Here is a 20,401-nt window from a genome sequence, read left to right as displayed (position 1 = left end):
TGCTTTTCAGACTAGCCAGGTGTTTGCTGCTGTTCAATGTATTACCAAATGATCAATATTGGAGTACCCGGACATAAGTGCCAGGTATGCGGATATAAGGCGAGCGCAGATATCAACAGTGCCGTATATTTTAGCGACAGGACAAGCCGTGCTTACCTGTAGAGGGATGGTGCAATTAGACCGCCCGTTGAAGCAGGAACCCACTGAAATGATCCAGACTTCAGTCTGAACCTAGTAGGGATCCTCGCCCTTCAGGGCGGCGAGGATTTTAATCAATATTGTTTCTTAGTTAAATGAAGTAACATTCTGTTTTAACACCCACTAGACGCAGGATTGTTTGCAATAGAATATTCAGTATTGATTCCTCAAATATATTAGCTCTTCCCAGGTTCCAAAACGAGCGTGTGGGCCGTTTTTCCTGGTTGCAAAGGAAGTGGCTCCCCTTTTACCCAGTGATCATGTCCGGCAAGGAACCATGGACTTATCGGATTACCACTTTGCCCGCCAGGCATTGTTAGCGTACCTTGATCCTCTTTTGCCGGAGCAACAACCAGCCGACTGGATGCACCAAAGCCAGGACGATTAACATGGGGCACATTATGATCACCTGATAATGGATCCGATGGTACCGCAAACCAGGGGCGTAAAAAACTGAACACATGTACAAACGGATGAACAATATCAGCCTTGTTGTTCTGTCCCCAGGTTGCCTCAGTGAGTTTTTTTCTCCACTGGTCAGTGAAGTCAGTACGGTATCCAGTTGATTAACAAGAAAATCAGCCCAACAATTGTATGGAGAAGGGATCCATTTTTTAGCCTTGATTAAGGTTATCACCGTTTCATCCCAACGGGTATTGGCTTTCATATAGCTGGCTTGAGGCCATTGCGCGGTTAGTATTTTATCAACCTTACTGAATATGCCACTATAAATCATGTCACGCCATGCTGATAATAGCAGGTATCCGACAGAATCAATGCAAGCAGAATCCTGCCATTCAGTAATAAAACCCGCAGCCTCCTTACGAAGTTCATGACCTATTATTTGTTCATTTAGTAACGGTAATAGTACCTTTTTCCATTTTTGTATAAGAGGCGCTCTATTATCTAGTTGAATCGCTCTCATAACATCGGCAGAGATTTTGTCAGCCTGTTTAAGGCAGCGTTTTATTTCCCAGGAGCGAACCCCAATATCTGCTCCACCATCGCCAATATAAAGGTATTTATTATTGAAACACTGTCTGTTATTGGCTGACCAGAGAATACCATCAGGCGGATCAATAATATCCGGGTGTTTTTCAGCGGCGAGTAGAGATGCTCCCCATGCAGAATTTTCATCCAGTGGATAAGTATAATTTTCATACGGATCCAATCGCTGTGGTAATCCTCCTGCCAGAGTCCAGCCTATGTGTCCTTCTTTATCTGCCAGCATCATGTTAACAGCTGGCATGCCTAATGCCTTGGCAATATCGATCGCCTCATGAACATTGTTAGCCTCGTTTAAAGATAAGAAATTCAGTGAAATGGCTTGTGGTAACTGGAGAACCCAACGCATGGCCAAATTTCCTTCCTGGGTCGACACCACAGGCCCCCAGGGACTGACAGGGATATTTAGTTCAACAGTGTCATATCCTCCCAACAATTTTCTTACTTTTATCATTTCTTGATGAACTGGCCAGTGCGTTATTGGTTCCTTGGTTCGTATAAAATCAAAAGTACTGGCATAAGCATTTGTGAGCCCCCAGGCAATACTGCCATTACTTCCCACAACAGTCGCCGGTAATCCCGGAAGAGTTAGTCCAGCAAGGGTGATATTTTCACCTTTGTCGGTACAATATGTTATTTTTGCCCGGTACCAGTAATTAGGCAGCATAAGCTCAAGATGCATATCATTGGCCAGCATAGCTTGTCCGTTTTCGCTATGCTGACTATCGACAACCCAGCCATTACTCCCGACATATGTATGCTCCGAAGGTAATAAGGGAGCGCGGTCACTGCTTTGTCTCCACCATGCAGGTGGTGTGGCGTCCGGCGCGACAGGTGGTGCAGGTGGAGTACCGGTTAATGGGGTATCCCATTCGCTCGTATCTGGCATAAGAAACGCCAGTTGTTCTGTCTGGGTGTGTCTGGCAAACCAGCCACGCGCATAAAGACGCGGAGCCTGATTTTGCTGAAGCGCGGATGACAACGCATACAAAACGAGTAAGGTATCTTCATCCCTCCAGTCAGCGGGAGTTGTCAGTAATGCAAGATATTCAAAATGGTGGCCCGCTAATGAAGCTCGCCCGGCGTTAACTCCCCGACTGTATTGAGTGAGAATTTTCTTTTCTGAGACAGGGAGTGTGGTCAGAGTGTCGCGTGCTTTTGTGTGAAATTGCCATAGCCGGTTTTGCTGGTCCGTTTTTAGCGCAAGAACCCCTAACAATTCAGCCAGTTCACCTGCGGCCAGACGACGCATTAAATCCATTTGTGGAAATCGATCCTGTGCGTGAATAAAACCTAGAGCGTAGCTGACATCTTCCCTGGTTTTACCGGTAATACCTGGTATACCGAGCTCTGCATCTCGGGTGATAGTGACCTTACCGTTTAGCAGTGGTTGTTTCAGTATACCATCCAGATTGGGTAAACTAGGCTTACATAGTGCCTGTAGCCAGGCGGGCATACCTGATTTATTATCAGAAAGGAATTCAGCTCCTGAGATAAGACCACTCAGAATTTCGGTACTGATGAGTTCTTTAATCATGTGTTCAAAATACATTCCCGGACCAAGTCCTTATTCGTACCCCCTAAATAACACCTTGTCCTTTCAGTATTTTCCTGTTGTTGATTAAGGTAATTTATCTTTCCGGTATATATTTTCAGTTTGTTTATCTGCCTCTATATTGCTTATCAAAAATTACATTTTGAATTTTTACTAAATTACAGGGCATTAACCATATGTGCGAAAATGTATCGAATAAGTTTGATATCATGGCAAAAAAGAGAAGAAACTAACACAGTCATCAGTAGTAAAATATCTGATATTGAGTTTAGCTATCTTTTACTTTTGACAAATGAATAACCTGATTTTGTTTTATTTACGTGAAGATTGTTCGAACTAAATTAAATGAAACAAAATTTTTTGTGATAGAGGAGGTATATATCCTGGAGGGAAAAGAATGAAACTCTCGATTAATAAAGATATTGATATTCGCTTAAACATTCTGATGCTTTCATATATGAAACATAGTAATGATTTTGGGATTATAAAAGATAAAGAATCAAGGTTTGTTTATGCTAATAAGGCTACCATTAATTATAGTAATTTCTCTAAAGGTCTTTATATATAAACTCTTTTAATAGTCAATGCTCCGTATCTGATTAGAATTTGAAGCTGTTATACAAGAAAACGATAAAAACGTAATGCAAAATCAAAAAACAATTCAAGTTTTCCATATTATTTTTTTAGATTATTTATTTGTTTAAAGTATTATAAATTTTTAGACAGGTAAAAATATTTATTCTTAAATGTTTATTAAATCGTTTTATAATAATAAAAGATATTTATCGTCTTTAAATAGATTAAGGAGACATTGAATGCGGCTTTTTGGGTATGCCAGAGTGTCAACCAGTCAACAATCGCTCGATATTCAAATTAAAGCGCTTAAAGAAGCCGGTGTACGAGCAAATCGAATTTTTACTGATAAAGTCTCAGGTAGTCATACTAATCGGGACGGACTCAATCTATGGCGCTGTTGCAAATATCGTGACGTGGTAGCCTTATTTGTTGGTGAAAGTCTTAACATTTCAAAAATCCTGTTCACCGGGCACATCTCACCTAAGGGATAGCTGAAGTAAAACGACTTAGCCTGACCTTTACGCAGCGCCAGCATTACTTCAATCCCTTTTTATCGTGGCATAAGCGGTCTTCATCGATTTAAACCACAGTGTGGCGCTGATTATCCGTTTCAATTTGCCATGCTCGCATTCGAAAATGTTATTTCGGTACTTAATCTGTCGATGCTCAACTTCAGACGGATATTGACCTTCACGTTTAAGCTGAACGAGCGCACGAGTGTATGTCGGAGACTTATCCGTATTGATAACGCGTGGCAGCTGCCACTGTTTTATGTTGTTTAAAATTTTACCCTGAAACAGGTATGCCGCTTTGCTGTTACGCCGTGGTGAAAGGTAAAAATCCAGGGTATGCCCTCTGTTGTCTACAGCACGATACAGGTAAGCCCACCGGACATCACCTTTACATACGTTTCATCAATGTACCACGGGCAGAGAGCGGAAGGATTACGCCAGTACCACCTCAGCCGTTTTTCCATTTCAGGCGCATAACGGCTGGACCCAGCGATAGACGGTGGTATGAGCAACATGCACGCCACGTTCAGCCAACATCTCCTGCAATTCGCGATTAACGGCACTGTTGCAAAGCTCGGGTCGGATTGTAATTCCTCCAAAATAAAACTTTTTTCATTAGCAAATTAAGTTATTTTAATGTAATTAAGTTGTTAATTTTAGGTTAAGTCTGGAGTTCGTTATGCCAAATGTAAATTCTCGTTTTTTATCATTAAACTGGATGTCGTCTGTATTACATCGTACTAACCATGAAGTTGAAAATAGGTTAATGGAAGAGCAGCGATCAAGCGATATAGTAGTTTCAAACAATCAGTTACAATTAAATGAATTACAGCATGAAGAATTAGCTACTTCAGTAGGGAATAGCACTGAAGCAACTAGTAAGCCGCTTGTTAATAATTTAGTGGCTCTTCTACAAACTTCAAACCATCCAATAAATATTACTTTACCCGCTTCAGAAGCCCCATTTTTTTATTCAATTGCACGTAAAGAACAAAATCGACTCTTATGTTCCATGTTAACTCAAGAGGGTCATACAATAAATCAGCAAGATGATGAGACTCTATCTTATCGTTTAGTCAATCATATCACCGATTATCTTTCCCATAATAAAAATGAGGAAGATAAGATAGAAACTCTCGCAAAGTTACTATTAAAACCCTTAGGTGAATATGGTGCCAATGAAGGGGAAAAAATTCCACCTGCTCGCCAGCAGGCTATTATTGCCGATTGGCTGCAATATGCAGTGTTAGGTTTATCTTCCGATATATGCAGTGTTAGGTTTATCTTCCGATAAATGGTTTTTAGCGCAACTCAATATTGCGACAACACCCGGTGCTGATATAACAAAAAATAATTTGGGATTTCATCATCAATATTTAACACACTGTTTTTTTGAACAATTTAATCGTACAGGCGAACTTGCCATATTATCTCCACAAACTCGCACTTATTACCAAGAAAATGTATTGAGTAGAATTATGCCGACCTTCTGTCTGCAACCGAAGGATATTGCTGATCAGATAAGATTGAAAAATATGATGATAAATCAACCAGAGTGGGGTTACTTGCATGCGGGTGCGATGCTACTCAAAGAAAGTGGAGCTGCACTTAATGACATAAGTTTAGATGAGATTATTAATATAGGAATTCTAATAGAAACACTTATCATTGAGGAAAAAGTACCCGCTGAATATTCTCATTATTTCAAATTACCGGCCCTCATCCATCATCAATTAAAAACTGAAAATAAAAGAGATAGCGCAGAAATTAATGAACAAACTATACCATCTATTTATCCACACTATTTTAATTACTTACATCAATCGAGCCAGAATAATCCGTTTATCCAACTTAGCTATTTATTACAGAACCGGCAAAGTCGTCCCGAACTTGCTAGTCAACAATTAAAAGATCATGGTGTGGATGAGGATTGGTTAAATAATTATTTGTATAAAAATAGAGAGGTGGACTATCCAAATCAGCAGGGCAAGATAAGCACATTACCTAATATCGATACAATTTTTGAACAACAAAACCAGCACATTGTGGATGTTTTTAAGCAAACAGAACACGTTCTTTTACCTCAAGCATTTAATGCACTCAGCGAAGAAGAACAAATATTTTTGCAACGAGCAGAAATAAACCAGGTAAAAGTTGAATACAATGCCAGGGATAGTAACATTCATTTTCTACCACCCGGTGTAGCTGGATTAGTTGCTAACAATGGACTTATTATTCATATTCCTGATGCCACTGATATGCTTATGTGTTCCTTTAATGGAGAAGAACGGATTTATGCCTTAGAAAAAGATCAAAAAATGGGGAACTATAAATTATCGCGCGTTGACCGCAACAGAGATTTAATCTTTGACTTAATAAAAGATCATAAAAATACTCGCTATAACAAAAATTTCGCTTTGAAGATCCACTCTCCTATTTTGCTAAAAAAAACAGATGAGCAGCCAAAAATGGCGTTGGAAAAATTGGCGGAAATACATAGTAATAAGCTGTTTATAAAATTCCATGATGATGGTTATCAGAAAACCACTCGGCAAAAAGTAGACGATTTTTTCTTAAGTCTTATTCCTTTTTACACCTGCATTAATGAAGCGCAAAAAGGTAATGTTAGGGAATCTATTGCCGCCGGTATATTTGATATTTTAAGTTTTTTACCATTTTTGGGTAAAGGACTGCAAATTGGTGGGCGATTTAGTATTGCAATGGGGGAAGCGACGACTCAAGGACTCAAAATCGCAGCAAAACAGGCAACAATTGCGCAGTTCTTAAAACAAGGAGGTAAGCAGTTTATCAGCGTTGGTATCCCCCATATAACAAAAAGTGTACCACCAGAAGCCTACATTGGATTAGGTATAGATTTTTTTCGCAGTGCAGATCCAGGGTTTGAATTACTCACATCTGGCGGCATAAAAGGTATCAATAGTTTAAAAAATACGGCGTTAAAATTAAAACCAAAAATTAATGGCTTAACAAAGCTAGCAGAAACTCTGGAAAAGCAGGTAAAAAATTTTCCGGTAACACCGGCTAAATCATTTAAAATTGAGACCGCTTACCGCACTGAGTTAAAAAAGAAAGTTTTTGTCGTTAATATTGGTAAAAAACAGGGTAAAGATATCTTTGTTCAGATTAATTCAGAAACCGGAGCCCTGTATGGTCGAAGATATCTTAAAGACGATGAGGGTAATCTAACATTAGCGCCTATTTTAATACGAGAACGACTTTATCATCTGAAAACGCAAGGTCTGGGTGGAATGGGTTCTAAAATGGTGGATAAATTTTGGGGTGGGTCATCTGATGTTTTTTTAACTGGATCGACAGAGGAAAAACTCGATGCATTAAAAAAATCATTAGCTAATCGAAATGATAATTCTGTTATTGATTTATCGGGAGCAAATTTAAACGATATGAATCTTTCATTTCTTTTTAATGGTAAAACTAACCTCTCATTAGCGAACTTATCCGGCGCTAATCTAGAAAAAGCGACGCTACAAAAGGTTAATCTAAAAGGCGCTAACTTGCTGCAAGCTAATCTGATTAGTGCAAAAATGGATGGTAGTAATCTAGCCAACGCTAAGCTGAAGGGTGTTAAAATGATGGAAGCTGACTTGACGAAAGCTATCCTGACAGGTGCTAAAATGATGGAAGCTGACTTGACGAAAGCTAGCCTGACAGGTGCTAAAATGACGGGAGCTGACTTAACGAAAGCTAAATTAATAAACGTTAATCTAGCTCAAGCTCATCTGGCAGATGTTAGCTTGGTAGAAGCTAATCTAAAAGGGGCTAATCTAAACGTAGCTAATCTAAATAACGCTAATTTGTCTCAGGCTAATTTGGTCGGTGTAAAAATGGATGATAGTGATTTAGTCGGCGCTAATCTGATAGAAGTTGACCTGACAGGCGCTAATCTAACTCGGGCTAAGCTGGGAAACACCATATTAATTGAGGCTAATTTAACCAATGCTAACTTAATGAACGCTAATTTAGCTCACGCTGATTTGACAGAAGCTAATCTGACAGGAGCTAATCTAACAGAGGTTTACTTGGAAGGAGTTACTTTAGCTAAAGCTAACCTGACAGCCGCTAATCTGACGGGAGCTGACCTGACAGAAGTTGATTTTACAGGAGCTAATTTGACAGGAGCTAATTTGACAAACGCTAGCCTGACACACACTGATTTGATCGGGGCTAATTTAACCAATACTAATCTGACAGGAGCTGGCTTGATAGGCGCTAACTTAAGTAAAGTTGACTTCAGTAATGCCATTTTAAAAGAGCTAAATATTAATGCTGCTAATTTTTCAGATGCCATCCTAAATAATACTTTAACTTTATCTCTTCCAAAAATATGGAATAATGACAGCTTAGATATTACACTTAATCACTTTAACAATCAGAGTAGTTTATTAACGAGTATCAATAGTATTGATAATAAATATAATGAACTAAAAATAAAGTTGGCCTGCCAGTTAATTACTTCGTTAGAAAAATCTAATGCAAATCTTATTAATGTCACATTACCATTACTAGACATTTTTGGCAAAACGTCATTTATGACCAATGGGTATATTAGTCATTTTGTTAATACACTAACGAGCAATTATCTAAAAAATCTTTCACCAAATTTACTCAGTTTGCTAGAAAATCGTTCTACAATAACTAACCTATTTCTTAATTATTTTGACCAACATCCACATCTAATGGTCTCTTCTGAATTTAATAGTAACTTTATTCAAGTCTTATTGGCAGCCAGAACTCAGGGTATTGATGCAGGCCACAGTCTGTATGAAAAGTATCTCAGTATGCCTGAAATTCAGCAACAACTAAAGCATGAAGATATTAAAGAAATTTTTGGTGATTACAAAGGCAATGCAGACTGGTCAGATAACAATGCGCAAAATTTTCTATTATTATCAACGACACCTAACAGAGTACTAGTTGCTTCTGAAAATATTTTATCACAAATGCTGCATCCGGGTCTGGATACTAAGTGGGATCACGTTTATCTTTTTCAAGATGGAAAATGTTTAAGCCCAACAGAATACAGTTTGAAGCAATGTTACAACGAAAGTTTTCCCCTTTTTGCGCCGCACTTTTCTTATAGCTTGAATCAATCAAAATTTTATCAGTTGATCGAGACCTTAGATTTAGGTGACCAGCTTAAATCGTTATTCATAGATGCCACAAAATCTAAAGCCTATGCTACAAAACTAGTGGATGACACTTATCAACAGGAATTAAGTGAAGTTTTCTCTCGCGTACTTGATTTGAAACAAGGTTATATATTGAATGATGAAAATTACAACCGGATTATGAAATTATATGATTTAACGTCAAGTACAGATAGGAGAAAAGCTGAACATCTTTTTTCGTTATCTGCAGTTTTCACCCGTTATTCATCCAGTGCTATTTTTGGAACTGAGACGCACTCTCCTCTGATGCTCAGATATTATGCTTATGCCCTAATGGAAAAAGCTCACACAATTGATCCAACACTGATTGGTCAGGATAAATTCAATGATTGGAAAAATCGACTACTCGGGACAAATAAAGCCTTCACTTGTACAGCGGTTTTATCTGACATAATGACTGGTTATGCCATAAAACACTATAATGATGTTTTAAAAACAATCCAACCACCAACCTGGCGATAATTATCAATGGCACTATTGCAACAGTGCCGTTTTATTGAATCAGACCTGCGTAGTCAATGCTCTGATATGCTCTATTCTGTGCAAACTACAACAGGAAAGGGGTATATTTATACTCTCATTGAACATCAGAATAAGCCGGAAAAATTGATGGCTTTTAGGTTGTTAAGATATAGTGTGGCGGCTATGCATCGGCACCTTGAGCAAGGTAATAAAACGTTGCCGGTCGTGATACCGCTGTTGTTTTATCAAGGTAAAATTTCACTCTATCCTTACAGTACTTGATGGCTGAATTGTTTTGCTGATGCGGAACTGGCAAAATCTGTCTATATGCAGGCATTTCCGTTGGTTGATATCACAGTGATCCCGGATGAGGAAATTTTAACCCATCGACGAGTGGCGCTTATGGAACTGGTACAGAAACATATCAGAACCCGCGATATGCTAGAATTTAGTCAGCAGATAGCTGATTTATTAAATCAGTATGCAATGGGGCCGGAGTTGTTTAAGGGATTAATATATTATAATTGTTGAGCGGGGGAATACTTCTCATGCAAAACAATTTTTGCATCAGATTGCAGAAAAAGCGAAAGCGGATGATTATCGGGAGATCGTAATGACTATTGCAGAACAGCTACGTCGAGAAGGCGAAAAAAAGCATTCTGAAAGGAATTCAAAAAGGAAAAATTGAAGGCATTCAAGAGGGTATTGAGAAAGGAAAACGGGAAGGTGAAAAATAAGCTTCGATGAATATTGCCTGTCAGATGCTTGAAAGCGGTATCGACAGAAAATCTATTATGAAATTCACTGGATTAACAGAGCCTGAATTAAGAAACCTATTTAAAGATTAAAGATCTATCACAAAGGAATTATGGTGATATTTTTATCTAATATTGGACGACTGATATTAATCAGATTGCTATCGTAAAATGTTAAACAAATCTTATTAATAGAAATTCACAGGTTGAACAAAAATTGAATTGAATGCTTATTCGAAAGATAGGGCGCGAGAAATTAAGCCTACATGCGACAAAACACCCCTTGTTCATCGAAAAAGCTATTTTTGTAAATCAATTCCGATTAGTATGACAATAAATTACATTAACAGTGATGTGGTAGAAATGGTTTTTGGTAAACTTCTTTGCAAGGAATTTCCCCTTACCGTTAGTCAAGGGGAAAAATTCATTTTACCAAAAGCGATACTGAGCAGGGATTTTTAGCTAACAGTGTCTATCAGTCTAAGTCAGAGATCTCATCAATCATTAAGGAATTTTAAGAAAATATCATCATCACTTACAATAGGAACAAATTTAATGCCTAAAAATTTTTTTTCGAATACAGAAAAAAATAATTACATCAAGCAGCATCTGGATAAACAATTAGCGAAATATAACAAGGTAAACTACGTCTACGCTGTGATGAATAAAAAAAACACAGATGACATGATGATTATTAGTGATTTATCTGATGATCTTGTTAATAACTATCTTAATAAAAAAACTCAAGACATTGATCCGGTCATTATTAAGGCATTAAATCAGGTTTCGCCTTTTTCTTGGGATGAAAATATTAAAATTAATTCCATATGGCCAGTTAAAAAAGTCTTTGAACCAATCAAAACACTTAATATTATCGGGCATGCTTTTGTTTTGCATGATCACCTAAATAACTTAGCGATACTATCTCTCTATATAGATAAATTTTTAATAAAGGATATTAATTTTTTTATTAATAGTAATAAAGATGAGCTTCAAGGACTTTTGATTCATACCCATGAAATGTTGATTTCACTATATAAGAATGAAAATACAACCGAAAAGATTATATTTTCACCCCGTGAATCAGAAGTACTATACTGGTGCAGTATTGGAAAAACCTATTCAGAAATAGGCACCATACTTAATATAAGTACTTATACTGTAAAATTTCATATTGGAAATGTTGTAAAAAAGCTTGGAGTTATTAATGCTAAACATGCCATCAGCTTAAGTGTAAAACTTAATCTTATTTCTCGTCCACCTGAGGATAACGCATAATCGGATATAATTTAGGGAAACCATCAATACTGATCGGCGAACCAGCATCAATATACCCCCATCGTCTAATCAAGGTTCGTGTACTAAACCTTGTGCATTCAGCGTAACAGGGTAAGTTTTCTTTATCGAGAATAGTATTCAATTCGCTGAATAAATCATCAACTAAGCTTTTACCTCTGAAGGAAGGTTTTACCGCAAGAAGAGATATATAGTAATGACGAAAGGCATGTGGATGATATTGCTCAAGTCCGTCTATAAACGCTACAGCTTTCGAATAGTCTGCTCCACACACTTTGCGTAACTGGTTATCAATTTGAGTGAGTTCTTCTTTTGGCATTGGCATAGATTCAGGCCGGAAATAGACCAAAGCGCCAGCATCATTTTCTGTAAGAAGTATGCCGCCATATTTGCTTGCAAGGTTAACGTATATACGAAAAAAATTCCGTAATACATCAATAAGACTATCACGGTCACGACCTGGAAATATAAGCTTGTGTACCGGTTCTTCAGAAAAGGCCGTCGCTAGAATATCATTGACGTTTTCTAAATCAGTATTTTTTGCGTGTCTACATTTCATTATTGTTCCTCATCATTAAAATATAATAAAAAGCAATCTTATCTTATTATTTTTTAAATAATAATGAGATTAAAAAAGAACAATAATGAAAGTAAAAAAGGAAAAATTATTTTAAATAAAATAGAAATGTTAATATATTATAATAGATGATAAGATAATTCAGTTGAGTTAAATCTATTTAACTTAAATCAATGCGCATATATCAATAAAAACTATTTTGGCGTTGGGGAATAATTTTTCTATTAATTTATTTTATGTTTGATTTTTTATTTTCTTTTTGATTAACATTTAAATTTATTTTTATAAATGGATTTAAAACACCGTCAAAATAACGGTGTTAAATTCAATTTTTATTTTATTGTAGTGACGATAAATTTTTTGCGCATAGGGTAGAGATTTTTAATTGCGAACCCCCAGTGCTCAAAACGATTGGTACAGTTACAGCGATCTCATTTTGCCATCATTTGAGATCCCAGTGCGTTTAATCAACTTGTAAGTTGATATCTTAGTCATGTCAAATTCAAGTTTTCGATATTATTTTTTTAGGTTATTTGTTTGAAATATTATGAAATAGTTCATTTATTAACAATGCTTACCGATGATGAAAACAGCCAGCATATCAGAGAGCCTATTGTCGAGTATACCAATATTATTCTTAAAGAAATGGGGAGATAACAAACTGACAAGGTTTAGCTATCAATGACTGATTTCTGCGGGAGAGCTTGTGTTTTTACCTTTTGTCATTTAACGCATTAATAATGAGATTATATTGCATTATTAATGGGTCATGTTTAATTAAATTATTTGAATAGAAAACTGTCAGTTTAAATTTTAGCTTTTATCTCACGTTAATAATGAAAAATTAACACAAGGAAATTATTCTCATTAAAAAATAAATAATTAAAACTGCTGGATATATAAAAAATATATTTCCTTGATTTATATAATTATAACTATTGATTCTATGTTATTGCTCTGCAAGCTCACATTCATGATCCTGAATCCGTTCAGCAGATACTCCTTTGGACTTTGTTCCTATCCCTGCTAAAATAATAAAGGTGTCTGAATTTCTATTAATTAGCCCAACTCCTGTATATTCTAATTTGCCTTGTTCTTTTTTAACTTTCTCTGCTACAGATTTAAATAGATTGCTATTCATTAATTCATTTAGACTTATTTTTCTGTAATAAAAAGAATAAGGTGGTATTGTTATCTGTTTTTTAGACCAGTTTGTATCTATTTCTCTTTCTGGTATTTTTGAAATGATTTTATTTGCGGAATTAGATAAGCATGATATATGAATATGAAGCTGGTCCTGACTACGAGCATTTTTGGCGTTTAATGTTAATGAAATAAAACGTTCCTTAATCGGCTTACCAAGTCGTTCTGTCAAAAATGTTTTTGCCAGCCATGCGTTATAAAGGTAATTTGGTGAATTGTTTTTTTGTAATTTATCATCCTCAATACCCGTTACTTTGTCAGTTGGTAATAAAAGATATTGATATTTATCATTATCAACTTTGTATATCGCAATTTTTTCATTGATATCAACCAGGCTGCATGGTTGATAAGTGTCTTTATTAATGTATCCCGGTACACAGTTTTCATTTATTTTATGCCATAAAAAATTTCTGTCAGCATGTGCTGTATTTTCAGTATGTATTAATACAACCAGTGAAAAGAATAAACATTTTGAATAATTCATTTTTTAAATAATCCTTTATTTAAAATAAAACTTATTTATAGTTATACCCGTATCTAAATTATATAACTTAAATAGTGGTAGGGAAATAATGGAAAAGTAAATTTTCTGTTACAATAATAGTGAGAAGTTAAGAGTGGTGCTGAGTATTAGTCGCTAAAACATAAAAGGTGTTTAGCGGATTGATTTATTGTCCCTGTAGTGGAAACTGATGTTTATATAACATAGACAAGATTTTCATTTCTTATAATAAAAATTTCCCTATCTGGTAAATTTTAATTCCCAGAATTGCTTTATTTGATTCTAACTTAAATTAATTATCCGAAATAAGAGCAGATCGGTTAGGTTCTATATTAATATCCCTTTGACACCCCCCTTGCCCTATAGGGCCGGAAGGATGTTAATCTATAAAGGTCACATAATAGATTTGTTGGGTTAAATATTGATAAAAGCAGTGATAATGCAAAATTAAGTGCATTATCATAATAAAGATAAAGTTGATTTTTATTAAGGCATAAAGCGGTAGCCAATTCCAGTTTCAGTCAGTAGGTGTACTGGTTGAGTTGGATCGTCTTCCAATTTTTGCCTTAAATGCCCCATATAAATACGTAAGTAATGATTATGTTCAACATAGTTAGGACCCCATATTTGCCGTAACAGATGACGTTGAGTTAACACTTTGCCGCTATTAGCGATAAATTCACTGAGCAAACGAAACTCAATTGGAGTAAGGTGGAGTTCTTGCTGATTTTTCGTTACTCGTCGATTGATTAAATCAACACTAATATCACCAAATCGAAATATTGGGTCTAGCTGATTTTTACGTGCATAGCGGCGTAGGGCAACTCTCACTCTGGCCAGTAGTTCACTGATGCCAAATGGCTTGGTTAAATAATCATCTGCACCGGCATCCAGCGCCATCACTTTATCTGTTTCATCTGCCCGTGCCGACAATACTAATACTGGAATATGGCTCCATTGGCGTAAGTCACGGATCAAATCAATACCGTCACCATCAGGTAAGCCAAGATCGAGGATCAACAAATCCGGCTTGCGGGTCGCTGACTCGATTAGTCCTCGCTGATAGGTTTTTGCTTCATATACACGAAAATTTTCACCTTCTAATGCCAGTTTGACAAATCGTCGTATCTCTTTTTCGTCTTCAATGATTAAAATATTGTGCTGGATCACTCCGTTTCAATTCCCTCTTCTATAGTAGGAACTTCTTTTAAAGGTAAAACAAAGTGGAAAGTTGCTCCACTTTTTTTGTTATTCTCCGCCCAAATTTCGCCATTGTGCAGCTCAATAATCGCTTGGCAAATGGCCAGTCCCAAACCCACACCAGGAATGGAAGATTCTTTTTTAGCTCGAGAAAATTTATCAAAAATAAATTTTTCCTGTCCTTCCGGTATGCCGATACCTTTATCCCAAATTTCAATATGGACATATTTACCTTGAGGGTAGGCATCAATGCCAATAGGAGAGTTTTCAGCCGAGTATTTAATTGCGTTTTCCAGTAAATTAATGATCACACGTTCGAGTAAATTGGCATCGCAATAAAGTAATAGATCAGCAGGAACATTAATTTTAGTTGGATGGCTTTTTAATGCATATTCGAGAGAACGTAATGCGCTACCGATAATTTCTTGTAATGATTCCCAGGTAAGAGTTGGTATAATGCCACCGGACTGGATCCGCGCCATATCTAGCAGATTATTGACTAATCTTGAGGTACTTAGGATTTGCTGACGTATTTGGTTAACCTTTTCGGTATGAGGTGAATGTTCAGCACTTAATTCCAACATCAATATTTCTGTTTGGCCAAATATTACCGTGAGTGGGGTCCGCAAATCATGAGAAAGTGCTGCCAATAAAGAGTTTCTCAGTTGTTCGCGTTCAGCATCCAGTTTGGCAGATTCTGCTTGTCTAGCAAGTTGTAATCGTTCAAATGCATTGGCAATTAAGCCAGTAAAAGTTTGTAGCAGTCGTTGCTGTTCCGGGATCAGTAATTGACGCAAATTTTGTGGTTCGATAGCTAATATGGCTAAAGTTTCTTTTGAAGTCGCAATCGGTTGTAATTGATAAGGCACGCTAGGTAATGTATCTGTTCCGGCACCCGCTGGTTGATTTTTATCAAAGCTCCATAATGCAATTGCTTGATCAATTTGTACTTGACCATAGTCAGCCAGTTTAAGCGGAACCAGTTGTTGATGATCATTGGGTAGCAACAGACTGACTTTTGCTTTAAATGCATTGGAAAGGAAATGATAACCTGTTTTTGCAATATCAATTTCATTCAGAGCTCGGCTTAGCTCTTTGGTCATTTCATAAAGATGGCGAGTCCGTTGTTCACGATAACGAGCGACTTTAGCTTGATAGCGCATACCAGCAGCGAGATTACCTACTAAAAGACCAACAACCAGCATGACAATGAAGGTTATCAAATATTGCATATCAAAAACAACAAAGGAAAAATGGGGCTGGACAATAAACAGATCAAAACCGATAACATTAATAAATGCAGCAAAGATAGAAGGATTTCGGCCATACAGCAGAGCGATAATAACAATCGCTAATACATACACAGTGACAACATTAGCCTGATCGAAATTAAGCAAAAAACGATTAGAAAATAGGGTGATGGTAATACATAACAGAGCGGCGAATAGATAACCCTGGATATTTCCTCGCCATTTGTCACTTAGCGGCCGGCGTTCAGTCTCCTTTTCCCATGAGGTATTTTCATCCAGTGCAATGATAATCAGATCTAAATCAGGTCCTAACTTGCCTAAGCGTTCAGCAAAATCAGGGCGAATTTTACAGTTTAGTAGTCTCCACGTTTTATTTTGCTTACGACCAATAATAATTTTACCTAAGTTATGCTCGCGAGCATAATCTAAAATAGCCTTTTCTTCATTTGCATCAGCTAGGGTTGAGGTTTCTGCGCCTAAATCTTGCGCCAATTTTAGTGCTTTGAGAATAGCGCGTCGTTTCTCCTCAGCTATGGTATGTAATTTAGGGGTTTCTACATACACGGCATGCCAACTACAACCAAGCTTAGCGGCAAGTCTGGCTGCCGATCTAACCAATTTTTCATTTCCTATGTTGTGACCAATGCAAACTAATAAGTTATCGTGAGTATGCCAAACTTGAGAGTAACCTTGGGTATCGCGGTACTCACGCATTTGATTATCGACACGATCGACGGTACGTCTTAGTGATAACTCTCTTAGGGCAATTAAGTTGCCTTTACGAAAGAAATGTTCAATTGCTCGTTCGGCTTGTCCGGCAATATAGACTTTTCCTTCATTCAGCCGTTGGCGTAGGTCGTCAGGTGGTAAATCGACTAAAACAATTTCACTGGCTTGGTCAAAAATATGATCAGGTACCGTTTTACGCACGCGAATACCGGTAATACTGCCGACAATATCGTTTAAACTCTCTAAGTGTTGTACGTTGATGGTGGTTAAAACATCAATACCGGCATCTAATAACTCTTCAACGTCTTGCCAGCGTTTAGGATGACGACTGCCATGCGGGTTACTAAAAGCTAATTCATCCATTAAAATAATGGCCGGGTGACGTGCTAAAGCACCGTCAATATCAAAGGTATTAATTTTACGTCCGTGGTAGCGGATCCGTTTTGCTGGCAGTTGTGGCAAACCTTCCAATAACGCAGCAGTTTCTGATCGATTGTGCGTTTCTACCACACCAATGACAACATCAAGCCCTTGAGAGCGAAGCCGTTGGGCTTCTTGTAGCATTGCATAGGTTTTTCCTACTCCAGCGTAGGCGCCGAAGAAGATCTTTAAGTTGCCGCGAATTTTTTCATTGGCAATACTCAATAAATCTTCTGGGGTAGGGCGTTTCGGTTCCTGGCTCTCCATCTATCAACCTTATTGTATTTTTGCATTCTCAGATTGTTCAAGCACATCAAGAGCTATATTAAGTTTAAGCACATTAACGACAGGTTCACCTAAGAAACTAAAGAAAGGTCGTTCGGTGTTATCGGCAATTAAGTGTCTAATTTTATGTAAAGCGAGTCGGCGCACTTTAGCAACTCTAGCTGCTTGATAATATGCTGCACTTGGTGAAATATGAGGATCTAATCCACTGGCTGAAGCCGTTATCAGATCGACAGGAACGGCCACGTTATTTTGATTATTGAAAATTTTAATTTGTTGAGAACGAACAGCAAACTGTTTTTGCAATTCGGGATTATTGACCGCCAAGTTACTGCCACTCGAGGCTAATCCATTATAAGGGCTATCAGGTGTTGCTGACGGCCGCCCATGAAAATATTTAACATCAGTAATCGATTGGCCAATCAGTGCCGAACCAATAGTACGGTTATTCTTTTCAATCAATGAGCCTTTAGCTTGATAATTAAAGAAAGCATTTGATAAACCAGTGATAAATAATGGATAAACAATTCCGGTTGTAATAGTTAGAAAAATGAATAACACAAATGAAGAACGTAACACATTCATATTCAATACCTTATTAGGACATAAACAGGCTAAGCAGTAGATCAATCAGCTTGATACCAATAAATGGTATAACTAAACCACTTAATCCATAAATCCATAAATTACGGCGTAGTAATGCTATTGCACTCATCGGATGGTAACTAACACCTTTTAGCGCTAATGGGATCAGGGCAACAATAATTAATGCATTAAAAATAACTGCTGACAGGATCGCTGAAGAAGGTGAGTGTAATTGCATGATATTTAATATATTAAGCTGAGGATAGGTCACTGAAAAAGCGGTAGGAATAATGGCAAAATATTTGGCAATATCATTAGCAATACTAAAGGTTGAAAGAGAGCCTCTGGTCATCAACATCTGCTTACCAACATGAACGACTTCGATAAGCTTAGTTGGATTTGAGTCAAGATCGACCATATTACCGGCTTCTTTTGCTGCTTGAGTGCCAGAATTCATGGCAACAGCAACGTCGGCTTGTGCCAGAGCTGGCGCATCATTAGTACCATCACCTGTCATAGCAACCAGGCTCCCATCTGCCTGATATTGGCGGATCAATGCCAGTTTAGCTTCAGGGGTTGCCTCGGCCAGGAAATCACCAACACCGGCCTCAGCGGCAATGGCTGCGGCCGTCAAATGGTTATCACCGGTGATCATCACGGTTTTAATTCCCATCCGGCGCATTTCAGCAAAACGTTCTTTGATGCCTCCTTTTATAATATCTTTTAAGGCGACAACCCCAAGAATTTGTTGATTCTCAACAACAACTAATGGTGTTTCCCCTTTACGGGCAACTTCTTCGACTAATTTTTCTGTTTCAGCTGGGACTCTGGCATGACTGGTTTCCAAATAACGACGAATAGAATCGGCTGAGCCTTTTCTGATCACTCGATCACCCACATTTACGCCACTCATACGTGTCATGGCAGAAAAGGGAACAAAAGTGGCATTTAATGCCTGTAGATCACGTTCACGTAAATTAAACAATTGCTTAGCTAAGATAACAATGCTACGTCCTTCTGGTGTCTCATCAGCCAGTGACGATAGTTGGGCAGCATCAGCCAGTTGTTGCTCTGAAACACCTTTAATGGGTAAGAATTTAGACGCTTGGCGATTACCTAAGGTAATAGTACCTGTTTTATCGAGCAATAAGACATCGACATCACCGGCAGCTTCTACAGCGCGTCCACTGGTTGCGATCACATTGGCGGCTAACATTCGGCTCATACCGGCAACGCCAATTGAAGAGAGTAATCCGCCGATCGTAGTCGGGATCAAACAAACTAATAACGCAATCAGTACCACGATAGAAATTGGGCTACCGCTACCATTGATTTCAGCGCTAAATAAACTGAAAGGATAGAGGGTTGAACAGATTAATAGAAAAATAATCGTTAATGCAGTTAATAGTATGATTAAGGCGATTTCATTAGGTGTTTTGCGTCGTTGAGCACCTTCAACCATCGAGATCATGCGATCAAGAAAAGTTTCACCAGGATTGACCGTACATTGGATAATTAACCAATCAGATAGTACCCGCGTTCCTCCCGTTACTGAAGAAAAATCACCGCCAGACTCTCTAATAACAGGGGCCGATTCACCGGTAATGGCACTCTCATCAACGGAAGCTCCGCCTTCAAGTACTTCACCATCGCAAGGAATAATTTCGCCCGCTTCAACCAGTACGATATCGCCTTTTCTTATTTGATCAGAGTTAATTTTCTCTTTTACTGCCTGATAATCGGCACTGGCTAAACGAGTAGTAATGCTTTGTTTTTTAACACCTTTAAGGCTAGCTGCTTGCGCTTTACTGCGACCTTCAGCCAATGCTTCGGCAAAATTAGCAAATAGAACGGTAAACCATAACCAAACCGCAATTATGCCGGTAAATAGCGTACTGTTGTCAATTGAAGGCGTGAATAATTGATAAAACCAAATTAATGTCGTTAATATACTACCGATATAAACGATAAACATAACTGGATTGCGCCACTGAATTTGTGGCGCACATTTTTTAATAGCGTCAAATAATGCTTGGTGGATCAATTTACTATCAAACAATAGGCTGATATTTTTGTTCATTTAT

9 protein-coding genes and 6 pseudogenes are annotated in these 20,401 nt (G+C 37.6%); 7 read left to right on the top strand and 8 right to left on the bottom strand.

All coding sequences use genetic code 11. From position 1 onward, the window contains the following. Positions 1-75: 75 nt before the first annotated feature. Positions 76-229: pseudogene (locus tag WH390_RS12380) on the top strand (RNA-guided endonuclease TnpB family protein); the annotation flags it as partial. Between the two features lie 145 nt (positions 230-374). Here WH390_RS12380 and WH390_RS12375 read toward each other — a convergent pair. Further along, positions 375-2,659: pseudogene (locus tag WH390_RS12375) on the bottom strand (penicillin acylase family protein). Positions 2,660-3,573: 914 nt separating this feature from the next. Between WH390_RS12375 and WH390_RS12370 the strand changes: the two are divergent. Further along, a pseudogene (locus WH390_RS12370) lies at positions 3,574-3,729 on the top strand (recombinase family protein); the annotation flags it as partial. A gap of 50 nt (positions 3,730-3,779) precedes the next feature. Here the strand turns inward: WH390_RS12370 and WH390_RS12365 are convergent. Further along, positions 3,780-4,398 (bottom strand): annotated as a pseudogene (locus WH390_RS12365) (IS6 family transposase); the annotation flags it as partial. Positions 4,399-4,525: 127 nt separating this feature from the next. Here WH390_RS12365 and WH390_RS12360 point away from each other — a divergent pair. From WH390_RS12360 to WH390_RS12345, 4 genes and pseudogenes are all read left to right on the top strand, one after another. Further along, positions 4,526-5,140: a hypothetical protein gene (locus WH390_RS12360; protein ID WP_032116250.1), complete on the top strand. Its 615-nt coding sequence runs from the start codon at positions 4,526-4,528 to the stop codon at positions 5,138-5,140. Further along, positions 5,118-9,515 (top strand): pentapeptide repeat-containing protein, encoded by a 4,398-nt coding sequence (locus WH390_RS12355; protein ID WP_052044942.1) that lies wholly within the window; start codon positions 5,118-5,120, stop codon positions 9,513-9,515. The genes WH390_RS12360 and WH390_RS12355 overlap by 23 nt, the downstream gene beginning before the upstream one ends. A gap of 6 nt (positions 9,516-9,521) precedes the next feature. Further along, positions 9,522-10,046: pseudogene (locus tag WH390_RS12350) on the top strand (Rpn family recombination-promoting nuclease/putative transposase). Between the two features lie 779 nt (positions 10,047-10,825). After that, positions 10,826-11,548, top strand: coding sequence for a LuxR family transcriptional regulator (locus WH390_RS12345; RefSeq protein WP_032116251.1), 723 nt, complete (start codon positions 10,826-10,828; stop codon positions 11,546-11,548). Here the strand turns inward: WH390_RS12345 and WH390_RS12340 are convergent. Beyond that, entirely contained in the window at positions 11,517-12,125 is a 609-nt protein-coding gene (locus WH390_RS12340; RefSeq protein WP_032116252.1) for a hypothetical protein, read from the bottom strand. The genes WH390_RS12345 and WH390_RS12340 overlap by 32 nt on opposite strands. 564 nt (positions 12,126-12,689) lie before the next feature. Here WH390_RS12340 and WH390_RS12335 point away from each other — a divergent pair. Then, positions 12,690-12,800, top strand: a pseudogene (locus tag WH390_RS12335) (PipA/GogA/GtgA family type III secretion system effector); the annotation flags it as partial. A gap of 292 nt (positions 12,801-13,092) precedes the next feature. On the opposite strand, the gene WH390_RS12330 reads toward WH390_RS12335, so the two are convergent. The 5 genes from WH390_RS12330 to kdpB form a co-directional block, all read right to left on the bottom strand. Then, positions 13,093-13,830: a CDP-diacylglycerol diphosphatase gene (locus WH390_RS12330; protein ID WP_032116253.1), complete on the bottom strand. Its 738-nt coding sequence runs from the start codon at positions 13,828-13,830 to the stop codon at positions 13,093-13,095. 504 nt (positions 13,831-14,334) lie between these two features. Beyond that, on the bottom strand, positions 14,335-15,018 hold the full coding sequence (gene kdpE, locus WH390_RS12325) for a two-component system response regulator KdpE (protein ID WP_032116254.1): 684 nt from the start codon (positions 15,016-15,018) through the stop codon (positions 14,335-14,337). Then, on the bottom strand, positions 15,015-17,714 hold the full coding sequence (gene kdpD, locus WH390_RS12320) for a two-component system sensor histidine kinase KdpD (protein ID WP_032116255.1): 2,700 nt from the start codon (positions 17,712-17,714) through the stop codon (positions 15,015-15,017). Before kdpD ends, kdpE begins: the two co-directional genes overlap by 4 nt. A 9-nt stretch (positions 17,715-17,723) precedes the next feature. Further along, positions 17,724-18,317, bottom strand: coding sequence for a potassium-transporting ATPase subunit KdpC (gene kdpC / locus WH390_RS12315; RefSeq protein ID WP_032116256.1), 594 nt, complete (start codon positions 18,315-18,317; stop codon positions 17,724-17,726). A gap of 13 nt (positions 18,318-18,330) precedes the next feature. Further along, complete coding sequence (kdpB, locus tag WH390_RS12310; RefSeq protein WP_032116257.1) at positions 18,331-20,397, bottom strand: potassium-transporting ATPase subunit KdpB; 2,067 nt, start codon at positions 20,395-20,397, stop codon at positions 18,331-18,333. Positions 20,398-20,401: the final 4 nt, after the last annotated feature.

The sequence above is a fragment of the Candidatus Arsenophonus nilaparvatae genome, assembly GCF_045346035.1.
Lineage (GTDB): Bacteria > Pseudomonadota > Gammaproteobacteria > Enterobacterales > Enterobacteriaceae > Arsenophonus > Arsenophonus nilaparvatae.
This window is presented reverse-complemented; position numbering and strand designations above follow the sequence as displayed.